The sequence below is a fragment of the Streptomyces sp. NPDC043870 genome (genome assembly GCF_056435785.1).
In genome coordinates this window covers 47,919-59,786 of the sequence record NZ_JBWKDT010000005.1, presented here as the reverse complement: position 1 = coordinate 59,786, position 11,868 = coordinate 47,919, and the positions used below count along the sequence as shown (strand labels likewise).

General features: G+C 69.6%; 10 protein-coding genes. 6 read left to right on the top strand and 4 right to left on the bottom strand.

Going from position 1 to position 11,868, the window contains the following annotated elements; all coding sequences use genetic code 11:
* Positions 1-8: 8 nt before the first annotated feature.
* Positions 9-623, bottom strand: a complete 615-nt coding sequence (locus AC0699_RS08535) for a Uma2 family endonuclease (protein WP_478657326.1) — start codon at positions 621-623, stop codon at positions 9-11.
* A gap of 99 nt (positions 624-722) precedes the next feature.
* Positions 723-2,189, bottom strand: a complete 1,467-nt coding sequence (locus tag AC0699_RS08530) for an MFS transporter (protein ID WP_478657324.1) — start codon at positions 2,187-2,189, stop codon at positions 723-725.
* A gap of 52 nt (positions 2,190-2,241) precedes the next feature.
* Between AC0699_RS08530 and dusB the strand changes: the two genes are divergently transcribed.
* The 3 genes from dusB (at position 2,242) to AC0699_RS08515 (ending at position 8,195) form a co-directional block, all read left to right on the top strand.
* Positions 2,242-3,471 carry a tRNA dihydrouridine synthase DusB gene (gene dusB, locus AC0699_RS08525; protein ID WP_478657322.1) on the top strand — a complete coding sequence of 410 codons (1,230 nt, stop codon included), beginning with the start codon at positions 2,242-2,244 and terminating at the stop codon, positions 3,469-3,471.
* A 425-nt stretch (positions 3,472-3,896) separates the two neighbouring features.
* A complete protein-coding gene (ppdK, locus tag AC0699_RS08520) occupies positions 3,897-6,605 on the top strand; it encodes a pyruvate, phosphate dikinase (RefSeq protein WP_478657320.1) in 2,709 nt (902 codons plus the stop codon).
* Between the two features lie 540 nt (positions 6,606-7,145).
* Positions 7,146-8,195: an ArsR/SmtB family transcription factor gene (locus AC0699_RS08515; RefSeq protein WP_478657318.1), complete on the top strand. Its 1,050-nt coding sequence runs from the start codon at positions 7,146-7,148 to the stop codon at positions 8,193-8,195.
* On the opposite strand, the gene AC0699_RS08510 is transcribed toward AC0699_RS08515, so the two are convergent.
* Complete coding sequence (locus AC0699_RS08510; RefSeq protein WP_478657315.1) at positions 8,161-9,318, bottom strand: alkaline phosphatase PhoX; 1,158 nt, start codon at positions 9,316-9,318, stop codon at positions 8,161-8,163. The two genes, AC0699_RS08515 and AC0699_RS08510, sit on opposite strands and share 35 nt — an antisense overlap.
* A 186-nt stretch (positions 9,319-9,504) precedes the next feature.
* Between AC0699_RS08510 and AC0699_RS08505 the strand changes: the two genes are divergently transcribed.
* Positions 9,505-10,161, top strand: a complete 657-nt coding sequence (locus AC0699_RS08505; protein ID WP_478657313.1) for a hypothetical protein — start codon at positions 9,505-9,507, stop codon at positions 10,159-10,161.
* Positions 10,089-10,673, top strand: coding sequence for a hypothetical protein (locus AC0699_RS08500; protein WP_478657311.1), 585 nt, complete (start codon positions 10,089-10,091; stop codon positions 10,671-10,673). Before AC0699_RS08505 ends, AC0699_RS08500 begins: the two co-directional genes overlap by 73 nt.
* Here the strand turns inward: AC0699_RS08500 and AC0699_RS08495 are convergent.
* Positions 10,651-11,214, bottom strand: coding sequence for a hypothetical protein (locus AC0699_RS08495; protein WP_478657309.1), 564 nt, complete (start codon positions 11,212-11,214; stop codon positions 10,651-10,653). The genes AC0699_RS08500 and AC0699_RS08495 overlap by 23 nt on opposite strands.
* A 90-nt stretch (positions 11,215-11,304) precedes the next feature.
* Between AC0699_RS08495 and AC0699_RS08490 the strand changes: the two genes are divergently transcribed.
* Complete coding sequence (locus AC0699_RS08490; RefSeq protein ID WP_478657307.1) at positions 11,305-11,823, top strand: hypothetical protein; 519 nt, start codon at positions 11,305-11,307, stop codon at positions 11,821-11,823.
* Positions 11,824-11,868: the final 45 nt, after the last annotated feature.

The window sequence follows — 11,868 nt, the reverse complement described above, 5'->3', positions numbered from 1 at the left end:
CCGGGGTGTCAGACGTCGGTGGCTTCGGCGGGCACCGCGAACGCCGACGTGTCGAGCTCACAGCCGAACGGGTCGGGAATCTCGAGCTTGCCTCCGAACGCGACCGTGGTGCGTGACAGGTAACCCTTCGAGGACGGACCCCAGAACACCGAGGCGGTCTCCTCCTGCATGTCGATCAGGAGATACACGGGCACGCCCGACTTGCCGTAGACCGGGGCCTTGTCCTGCCAGTCCACGAGCCGGGTCGAGGAGGAGGTCAGCTCACAGACGAAGGAGAGGGCCTCGCCGTCGATGCACCGGGCGTCGGTCTGGAAGGCGGACGAAGCGGCGGCGTAGATGTCGGGACCGTAGGCCCGCTCTTCCCCGGGAAAGGTGAACAGGAAGGGGGCCATGGACATGGTGTGGCCCTTTCGCCGGTGCGGCTTCAGCTGGTCCTGAATGGATTCCATGATGGGCAGGTAGAAGCCCCTGGACCACGGCGACATGACGATGTTTCCCCCGACGATCTCTGCCCGGTAGCCGTCGGGCACCTCCATGGTCAGCAAGGTCTGGCACAGCGCCTCGAAGAGCGGTGAACCGTGGGGAATCTCTATGGTCATCGGTCGCTCAAGCATCAGTGTCATGATGCGCCCTCCCTCGTGCACGGGCCAGACAGCCACGCGTGATGTTATGAACACTCAGCGTAGCGACCCGGTGTGACAGTGATCCGCGGTTCGCGGAAATCAGGACATACGGCTGTCCGCCGGCATCCGCACCGCCGCCGACTCCAGTTGCCGTGCGGTGCGCTCCGCGGTGGCGCGCGCCCAACTCCCGCTCGTCGCAAGTCCGACCAGCAGCACCGACAGCCCGCAGCCCATGATGATCCACCACGCGGGGCGGCTCGCCTCGACGAAGCCCGTCGCATGGGCGGAGGCGCTCGTGCCCGCCGCCAGGACCGAGCCGATGACCGCGACACCGAGGGTGGCGCCGGTCTGCCGGCTGGTGGAGGCGACCGCGGCGGCCACACCGGCCTGGGAGCGGGGCATTCCGGAGACCGCGGTGTTGGTGATGGGGGCGTTGACCATGCCGAAGCCGAGGCCGAAGAGGACGTAGCCGGTGAAGAGGAGCGCCGTGGTCGTCTCGGCCTCGAACGCGGCGAAGAGCAGTCCGCACGCGGCCATGGAGACCCCGGCGACGATCAGCGGCAGCCGTGGGCCGCGACTGCCGACGAGACGGCCCGACAGCGGCGCGCAGACGAAGGTGAGCGCGGCCATGGGCAGCATGTACAGGCCGGCCTGCAGCGCGGACAGTCCGCGTACGTCCTGCAGATAGAGGGTGTTGAGGAAGAGGAAGCCGCTGAGCGCGGCGAACGAGGTGATCGCTATGACGGTCGCCCCGCTGAACGGCGCCGAGCGGAAGAACCGGATGTCGATGAGGGGCTCGTCGCGCCCGCGCTCGTACAGCAGCAGTCCGGCGAGGGCGATCACGGCGATCCCGGCGAAGGGGAGCACGGCACCGAGCCCTTCGGCGGGAGCCTCGATGATCGCGTACGTGACCGAGCCGAGGAGCGCGATGACGAGGAGCTGGCCGACCGGGTCGGGGCGGCGCGGCTTCGGGGCGCGGGACTCGGGGACGTAGCGCCAGGTGAGGAGGAGGGCGGCGAGGCCGACCGGGACGTTGATCCAGAAGATGGAGCGCCAGCCGACCGTCTCGACGAGGAGACCGCCCACGACCGGTCCCGCGGCCATCGATATGCCGACGACGCCGCCCCACGCGCCGATGGCGCGGGCGCGCTCGCGCGGGTCGGTGAAGGTGTTGGTGATGATCGACATGGCGACCGGGTTGAGCATCGACCCGCCGACCGCCTGGACCATGCGGAACGCGACGAGCAATTCGAGGCTGGGTGCGAGCGAGCAGAGGACGGAGCCGAGCGTGAAGAGGACGAGCCCGGTCTTGAAGACTCTGCGGCGGCCGATCCGGTCGGCGGTGGATCCGGCGAGTATCAGCAGTGAGGCGAGGACGAGGGTGTAGGCGTCGATGGTCCACTGCATACCGGCGACCGTGGCGTCCAGCTCCTGGCGTATGGAGGGCAGGGCGACGTTGAGGACGGTGTTGTCCAGACTGACGATCAGCAGGCTCATGCAGCAGATCGCCAGGATCAGGAGTCGTCGCCGGCGGCTCGGCTCGGGCTCGCGCTCGGACACAGGCATGCATACATAGTACGCCTAACTAATGAACCAGGGAATGCGCGACAATAGGCGAATGACCACGCTCGCCCCGTCGACGTCCGTGACGTCCATGCTCAAGATCGGCCCACACGCCGTACAGCCCCCGGTGGTGCTCGCGCCCATGGCCGGCATCACGAACGCGCCGTTCCGCACCCTCTGCCGCGAGTTCGCCGAAGGCGTGCGGGGCATCGGGGGTCGCCCCCCGATGGGCACAGCCAGTGGCGGCAAGGGGCTGTTCGTCAGCGAGATGATCACAACGCGGGCGCTGGTCGAGCGCAACGAGAAGACCATGCAGCTCATCCACTTCGACGAGACCGAGACGCCGCGCTCGATCCAGCTGTACGGAGTGGACCCGGTGACCGTCGGCAAGGCCGTCCGCATGATCGTGGACGAGAACCTCGCCGACCACATCGACCTCAACTTCGGCTGCCCGGTCCCGAAGGTGACCCGCAAGGGCGGCGGCTCGGCCCTCCCCTACAAGCGGAACCTGCTGCGGGCGATCCTCAACGAGGCCGTCGGCAACGCCGGGGATCTGCCCGTCACGATGAAGATGCGCAAGGGCATCGACGACGACCACATCACCTACCTCGACGCGGGGCGGATCGCGGTCGACGAGGGTGTCACCGCGATCGCTCTCCATGGGCGCACGGCGGCGCAGCACTACGGCGGCACGGCGGACTGGGAGGCCATCGCCCGCCTCAAGGAGCATGTGCCCGAGATCCCGGTGCTCGGCAACGGCGACATCTGGTCGGCGGACGACGCGCTGCGGATGATGCGCGAGACGGGCTGCGACGGCGTGGTCGTGGGGCGCGGCTGCCTGGGCCGGCCGTGGCTGTTCGGTGATCTGGTCGCCGCCTTCGAGGGGGCGGATGCCCGCGGCGGAGCCGCTGAGGGATGCGGCGCGCGGCCGTCGCTGCGGGAGGTCGCGGACGTCATGGTGCGCCACGCCCGGCTGCTGGGGGAGTGGATCGGCGACGAGTCCCGTGGCGTGATCGACTTCCGTAAGCATGTGGCGTGGTACCTCAAGGGCTTCTCGGTCGGCTCCGAGATGCGCAAGAAGCTCGCGGTGACCTCGTCGCTGGACGAGCTGAGCGCTCAGTTGAGCGAGCTGGAACTGGACCAGCCGTGGCCGGTGGGCGCGGACGGCCCCCGGGGGCGTACGTCCGGGAACAACCGGGTCGTGCTGCCCGACGGCTGGCTGAAGGATCCGTACGACTGTGCAGGTGTGAGCGAGGATGCGGAGCTGGACACGTCCGGCGGCTGACCGTCGGGCGCCTGGAGCGACCGGTCCGGAACCGGGCACGGGAGGGTCCGGATCGTGGAATCGGACGCTTCTGAGCGGCGTGATTCTCGCCACCCTTGATAAGGGGTGCGCTCAGATGAGCGCATATAAGGTGGCTGCGACTTTAGAAGGGGTGGCACTGAGTGCCACCCTTTCTGTGTTCATTAGTTGAACTCAAGTGCCTTGGAGGGCGCTCGTCTGAGCGGGGATTGCCTGCTTTGAGTCAAGCGCTCTTCGAGGGATGAAGGTGCTGGAGCGAACGGCTTTACGCATCGGTAACCTGCGATCTGCTGGCGGACGGGTGGTTACGGCCGAATGACAGACAAGTGGACGTACCCAGGCGCCTTCGATCTGGGTATGTTCCTCGCCGTCAGGGCAGCCACCGAGTCCTCGAGGAGTCGAGACCCGTGTCGGAAAACAAAGATCAGAAGTTCGTCTACGACTTCACCGAGGGCAACAAGGACCTCAAGGACCTCCTCGGTGGCAAGGGCGCGAACCTCGCCGAGATGACCAACCTCGGTCTGCCCGTCCCCCCGGGCTTCACCATCACCACCGAGGCCTGCAAGGTCTACCTCGAGAGCGGCGCGGAGCCCGCGGCACTGCGTGACGAGGTGAGTGCGCACCTCGACGCGCTGGAGCAGCGCATGGGGAAGAAGCTCGGCCAGGCCGACGACCCGCTGCTCGTGTCCGTACGCTCCGGCGCCAAGTTCTCCATGCCCGGAATGATGGACACCGTCCTGAACATCGGGCTCTCCGACAAGTCCGTGGAGGGCCTGGCCAAGCAGGCGGGCGACGAGCGCTTCGCCTGGGACTCGTACCGCCGGCTCATCCAGATGTTCGGCAAGACCGTCCTCGGCGTCGACGGCGAACTCTTCGAGGACGCCCTCGAGGCGGCCAAGGCCGCCAAGAAGGTCACCGTCGACACCGACCTCGAGGCGGCCGACCTCAAGAAGCTGGTCAGGAACTTCAAGAAGATCGTCAAGGCCGAGGCGGGCCGCGACTTCCCGCAGGACCCGCGCGAGCAGATGGACCTCGCCATCAAGGCGGTCTTCGACTCCTGGAACACCGACCGCGCGAAGCTGTACCGCCGCCAGGAGCGCATCCCCGGCGACCTCGGCACCGCGGTCAACGTCTGCTCGATGGTCTTCGGCAACCTCGGTCCCGACTCCGGCACCGGCGTCGCCTTCACCCGTGACCCGGCCAGCGGCCACCAGGGCGTCTACGGCGACTACCTGCAGAACGCGCAGGGCGAGGACGTCGTCGCGGGTATCCGCAACACCGTGCCGCTCGCCGAGCTGGAGTCGATCGACAAGAAGTCGTACGACCAGCTGATGCAGATCATGGAAACGCTCGAGACGCACTACAAGGACCTGTGCGACATCGAGTTCACCATCGAGCGCGGCCAGCTGTGGATGCTCCAGACCCGCGTCGGCAAGCGCACCGCCGGTGCCGCCTTCCGGATCGCCACCCAGCTCGTCGACCAGGGCCTCATCGACGAGGCCGAGGCGCTCCAGCGCGTCAACGGCGCCCAGCTCGCACAGCTGATGTTCCCGCGCTTCGACGAGTCGGCCAAGGTGGAGAAGATCGGTCGCGGTATCGCCGCCTCTCCGGGCGCGGCGGTCGGCAAGGCCGTCTTCGACTCGTACACGGCCGTCAAGTGGTCGCGCTCCGGCGAGAAGGTCATCCTGATCCGCCGCGAGACCAACCCGGACGACCTCGACGGCATGATCGCGGCCGAGGGCATCCTCACCTCGCGCGGCGGCAAGACCTCGCACGCGGCCGTCGTCGCCCGCGGCATGGGCAAGACCTGTGTCTGCGGTGCCGAGGAGCTGGAGGTCGACACCAAGCGCCGCCGGATGACCGTGAACGGCACGGTGATCGAGGAGGGCGACGTCGTCTCCATCGACGGCTCCACCGGCAAGGTGTACCTCGGTGAGGTTCCGGTCGTGCCGTCCCCGGTCGTCGAGTACTTCGAGGGCCGTATGCACGCGGGTGCCGACGACGCCGACGAGCTGGTCGCCGCCGTGCACCGGATCATGGCGTACGCGGACCGGGTGCGCCGGCTGCGCGTACGGGCCAACGCCGACAACGCCGAGGACGCGCTGCGCGCCCGTCGCTTCGGTGCCCAGGGCATCGGCCTGTGCCGTACCGAGCACATGTTCCTCGGTGAGCGCCGCGAGATGGTCGAGAAGCTGATCCTCGCCGACACCGACGACGAGCGCGAGGACGCGCTGAAGAACCTGCTGCCGCTGCAGAAGAAGGACTTCGTCGAGCTCTTCGAGGCGATGGACGGGCTGCCGGTGACCGTGCGGCTGCTCGACCCGCCGCTGCACGAGTTCCTGCCGGACATCACCGAGCTGTCGGTGCGTGTCGCCCTCGCCGAGGCCCGCAAGGACTCCAACGAGAACGACCTGCGGCTGCTCCAGGCCGTGCACCGGCTCCACGAGCAGAACCCGATGCTGGGCCTGCGCGGCGTCCGCCTCGGCCTGGTCATCCCCGGCCTGTTCACCATGCAGGTACGGGCCATCGCCGAGGCCGCGGCCGAGCGCAAGAACGCCAAGGGCGACCCGCGCGCCGAGATCATGATCCCGCTCGTCGGCACCGTCCAGGAGCTGGAGATCGTCCGCGAGGAGGCCGAGCAGGTCATCGCGGAGGTCGAGGCCAGGACCGGCGTCGAGCTGAAGCTCGCGCTCGGCACGATGATCGAGCTGCCGCGCGCCGCGCTGACCGCCGGTCAGATCGCGGAGGCCGCCGAGTTCTTCTCGTTCGGAACGAACGACCTCACCCAGACCGTGTGGGGCTTCAGCCGGGACGACGTGGAGGCCAGCTTCTTCACGGCGTACCTGGAGAAGGGCATCTTCGGCGTCAGCCCGTTCGAGACCATCGACAAGGACGGCGTCGGCTCGCTCGTACGCAACGCGGTCGCAGCCGGCCGGGCCACCCGCCCGGACCTGAAGCTCGGCGTCTGCGGCGAGCACGGCGGCGACCCCGAGTCGGTGCACTTCTTCCACGAGGTGGGCCTGGACTACGTGTCCTGCTCGCCCTTCCGGATCCCGGTGGCACGCCTGGAGGCGGGCCGCGCGGCGGCGCAGGCCTCCGGGAGCGACAGCCGCTGATCCGTCGCGGGGCCGGCCCCCTGGGCCGCCCTGCACCCCGACTCCGGGGCCGTCGGTGGTCCCCGACCCTCACCGACCGGCCGGCGGCCCCGGTGCACCAAGAGACGAGCGGGACGGACACCTTGTGCGGAGGTGTCTGTCCCGCTCGTTTCCTTTTGCTGAGTCCTATGCGAGTTTGGTGAATCCTGTTGAATGGCGGACCAGTAGCGGGATTAACGGAAGCTGGATTTTCGCCATTCGTTGAGCAAAGAACAGGCGGGGCGCGGTCGGCGGATCCCCACCCACCGGCCGCGCCCCATTACCAATGCCGGACACGGAGCCGCAACCTCCGCCGACCGCCGCCAGGCGTGGAAAGCCCCCCACGGTCTTTGCCTCGCCCCTCGGTACCCGAAGGTTTCGTGCCCGACGTCGTACAGCTTTTCGGTTCGGCATGGTCATCCGCGATGCGTTTCAACTGTGGCTGAAACACCGTGGTAACGTCCTGTGATTGCATGCATACTCAGTGACGGGGGCGATTGCGGATGCAACAGTGGGGGTTCCGTGCTGCGAATCCACTTCACCGGAGATGACCTCGCCAAGGTGCGTATGGCGGTCAGGCCGGACGTTTTGTGGGAGACGATTCTGAGTTTTCACCGTTTACGAGACCGGCGCGGCGCCGGCGTCTTCGGGGAATGGCGTGCGGAAACCCGCTCCCGGTTGAACGGTGAAACGCGGCTACTGGCCGCGCTTGTGCCGCCGCGCGGCTATTTCCCTGATTTCCTGACTCCGCCCGAAGGGCTGCACGGCCTCGAGGAGGGCCTGGAGGCCGTGCGTGCGACGCCGCCGCGACGGCTGAGCGCCGAGCTCGGGATGCTCGTCGCCGACCGCCCGCAGGCCGGGCTGCCCGGCCGGCTCGCCGGGCTCGCCGAGGGCTCCCCGGAGCCGATGGCCCGGCTCATCGGGGCGCTGCGCAGTTACCACCGGGCCGCGGTCGAGCCGTACTGGCCACAGATCCAGGCCGCCGTGGAGGCCGACCGGGCCGTCCGCGGCCGGGCCCTCCTCGACGGCGGCGCGGACGAACTGCTCGCCTCGCTGCCGCCGATGCTGCGCTGGTCCGCGCCCGTCCTGGAAGCCGACTATCCGCTCGACCGCGATGTGCATCTGGAAGGACGTGGGCTGCTGCTGCAGCCGTCGTACTTCTGCCGCGGCGCTCCGGTGGTCCGGCGGGATCCGGCGCTGCCGCCCACCCTCGTCTACCCCGTCACGCACACCGGCTGCCCGGGTCCCTCCGAGCGGGACGGGCTGTCGCTCGGCCGGCTCGTCGGCCACACCCGCTCGGCGGTCATGCAGTCCATCGGCAACGGCTGCACGACGAGCGAACTCGCCCGCAGGGCCGGCGTGTCGCTGGCCTCCGCCAGTCAGCACGCCGGTGTGCTGCGGGATGCCGGCCTCGTGGTCACCCTGCGGAACGGCAACGCGGTGCTCCACACGGTGACACCGCTGGGCGCCGCCCTGCTGAAGGGCTGCGCCCAGCGGGAGCCGATGGTGCCGGCCGCGTCGGCGACCCCGGGGGCGCTTACGAGCGGAACGGTCCCGTCACCTCGTAGGTGATGCCGCCGGACGAACTGCCGCTCGTACCGCGCTGGCTGGAGAAGTACAGCCGTGAGCCGTTCGGCGAGAAGGCCGGTCCGGTGATCTCGGAACTGGACTGGCCGGTGATCCGCAGGAACGGCGCGACGACGTCGTCCGGGGTGATGATGCAGATCTCCATGTTGCCGCCGTCCTCGGCGACGTACAGGTCACCGGAGGAGGCGCCGGTGATGTTGTCCACGCCGGTCAGCGGTGCGCCGCCGCCGGGAACCAGGGAGTCGTCGTAGGCCAGCTCGTACGTGCTGCTGGCGAGGTTCAGCTGCCAGACGCGGTTGTCGCCCTTGGTGGTGAACCAGACGGTGTCGTTGGCGTAGTGGCAGCCCTCGCCGCCGTTGAACCGCTTGGCGCCCGAGACCTGGTCGCGGGTGACCGTCGGGGAGCCGTCCGGGTCGGGCACGGTCCCCCAGGTGAAGCTGCCGGAGGTGCCGGTGCCGGCCTTGAGCACCTGGAGCGTGCCGGAGGAGAGGTTGCCCCAGGTGGTGGGGATGAACCGGTAGAAGCAGCCGTTGGACTCGTCCTCGGTCAGGTAGATGACCCGGCGGACCGGGTCGGCGGCGGCCGCCTCGTGCTTGAACTTGCCCATGGCGTCCCGGCGCGTGGCGGTGCCGCCCCACGGGTTGGTCTCGTAGACGTAGCCGAGGCTGACCTCCTCGCAGGACAGCCAGGTGTTCCACGGGGTGGCGCCACCGGCACAGTTCTGCCGGGTGTTGGACAGGATGCGGTAGGCGCCGGTGACGGTGCCGGACGAGTTGAACTTCACGGCACTGGCGCCGCCGCTGGGGTTGATCTCCGAGTTGGACACGTAGATCCATCCGGAGCCGTCGGCGAAGCACGCGCCGCCGTCAGGGGCGTTGTGCCAGGTGTAGGAGGTGCCGGACACCGTCTGGCCGGACCGGGCGATCACCCGGCTGGTGAAACCGCTGGGCAGCATGATGCCGTTCGCGTCCGCCGAGCCGAGCGGCCCGTAGGGGCTCGGGCCCGGCTGGGCCGGCGCCGCGTAGGCCGCCCCGTGCATCAGCGTTCCGCCGAACGCGGCGGCCGTGCCGCCGATGACCGCACCGCGCAGGAAGCTGCGTCGTTCCACTGTCACTCCAGGGGAGTCGTGACTTGCCCCGCGCCGCCGGGCAGCGGGCGGGGTGGCGCGCCAACGGAACATAGAGGTCCGGAGTTGACGTGGCATCAACGGTTGGTGAAGCGGAAACGTCGGTTCCGGCCGGGGGCTGTCAGGGCTGGCCAGGGCGTTGTCAGTGGGGGCCGTTACCTTTGCGGCATGTCGATCACCACTTCGATTCCAGTGCAGTTGTTCGCTTCGGTGCACCTGTCGTACGCGGGTGCGCTGGTCGACGGATTCGCCCTGGAGAGCCGGGCGGGCGGCGCGCGCCGGGCGCTGCTCCGCACCGGGGACGCGCTCGTGGTCCACGACCTGGAGCGGCTGTGGGCGGGGGTGACGCAGCCGCAGGTCACCTTCCCGGTCCCGTGGCCGGGATGGCGGCACGGGGAGCACTCGGTGAGCCCGGACGCTTCGTTCGCGGTGTTCTCGGGGCAGCGCTCGGTGCGGGCGGTCGGGGCGGACGGCGAGACCCTGTGGACGTACCGGCACGGCTGCTGGGACCAGCAGATCGGCCATCCGCACACCGGGGACGAGACGGAGGTCTGCCGGGGCAGCGAGTCCGGGTCCTGCCGGATCTCGGACGACGGCCGCCTGGTGTGGGCGCACGTGCCGGGCGCCGATGACGACGACTACGAGGAGCGGTGGGTCGTCCTGGACGCCCGGGACGGCACGGAGCTGGCCTGCCTGGAGCTGGACAGCGTGACCTCCGGTTCGAACCACCTCTCCCATCCCGACGGGTGCACATGGGCCTCTGCATCGGCATGGGCCAGGACGGCATCCTGCTGCACTGGGGCCGGTGGGACGGATCCGCCCTGACCACCTGGGACCTCAACGAGACCGAGGACCGCATCCTCGCCGACGTCCACCCCGCGCACGGCGGCTTCCTGTCCATGGAGCACTACGGTGCGGATGTCCAGCTGCACGCGTTGGACGGCGACGTCCTGGCGACCGGGGACGCGGAAGTCCTGCCGGCCGCCGGCCCGGAGGAGGACGAGGAGCCGGACGCGAAGCCGGACGCGAAGCCGGACGCGGAGGGGAATCCCCCGTGCTGGGACTACGGCGGCGGATTCGTCGATGCGGACACCGTCATCGTGACGACCACCGAGTACGACGAGGCCCCCGACCTCGCCCGCCACCGGCTGCTCGACGCGCACAGCCTGGGGATACGTGGGCTCATCACGTACCCGGAGCCCGTCGACAGCCTCGTACGCCCCCTCGGGGACGGGACGTGGCTGACGTACGACGACAAGCGCGGAGTGCTGTCCCGCTGGTGCATACGCACAGGAGCGGCCTCGGACGAGGCCGTCAGCTCTCCAGCTGCTCCTTGAGGTCGGCCAGGCGTTCCTTCCAGAACGCCTTGTAGGCGGCGACCGCGTCCGCGTCCGGCAGCTTGGTGTGGCCGAGGCCGATCTGCGTCTTCTCCTCGCCCTTCACCGTGAGATGGACCGAGATCCGGCTGGAGCCGCCGTCCCAGTCCGCGGTCAGGGACTTGCCGGGCCGGTGGGTGCGGACGGTGAATTCGCCGTCGGGGAGCCAGCGGGCGCGCAGCGCGTCGTCGACGAACCATGCGGTGACGAGCTTCGCCGGTGCGTTGACCGTTTTGCTGCCCGAGGCCTGCCAGTCGCCGTCGCAGGCCTGGCCGACGGCGCGCAGCCCGCGCTCCTGCTCGTACCCCACGGTGATCGACTGGGCGTACCAGCCGGGCACGCCGTGGGCGTCGACCAGATACCGGGCGATCGCGGTGTGCCCCTGAGCGGTGGCACCCCACGCCTCGAGGAGGGCGAACCAGTCGTCCCAGTCCTTGCCGGTGGCGGTGCTCAGCGCCTCGCCCGACAGTTTCTCGGTGATCTTCTTGCCCGCGCTGCCCATGAGAGCGACGGTACCTCGCCCGCCTTCCCACGCCTCTGGCGCGTTCGCACCCTGGTGGGCCGCGCGGCGCCCGGCCTAGCGTCTGCGGCCATGGGAGGCGACAGGACACCCGGCGCGGAGGACCGTTGCCGGGCGTCCGACCTGAGGGTCGCGTTCCTGTGCGCCGGCAGCCTGCTCACCCTGCTCCACCTCGTGGACCTCGGCAGCGGCACGCTCCGCCCGCTGCGCTCGGCGATGTGGTGCACGCTCGCGGTGGTGCTGTTCGCGGTTCTCTTTCCGCCGCGGGTGACGGCGGGCCGTGACTGGCTCGCGGTCCGGGGGCTCGTGCACGAGCGCCGGGTCAGCACGGACCTTCTCGTCCAGGTGCTCCATCGTGACGGCGCCGTCGCTCAGCGGCTGGTCCTCCGCGACGCCCTCGGCAACCGGGTCGAGCTCGACCCGAGGATCCTCGTGGCGAACCCGGTCCTGTGGCACGTCCTGGACCAGGGGGCCCGGTCGGCGTCGGCGAGCGGGCTGCTTCGCAACGGAACGGACGTGCTGAACGCGCTGGCGGCCCGGATCGAGCGGGACGAGGCGGGGGCGGTCTTCAGGGCGTCGGGGCTGGATTAGGCGGCCGCGCCGGAGCCCGGACCCGGAGCCCGGACCCGGAGCCCG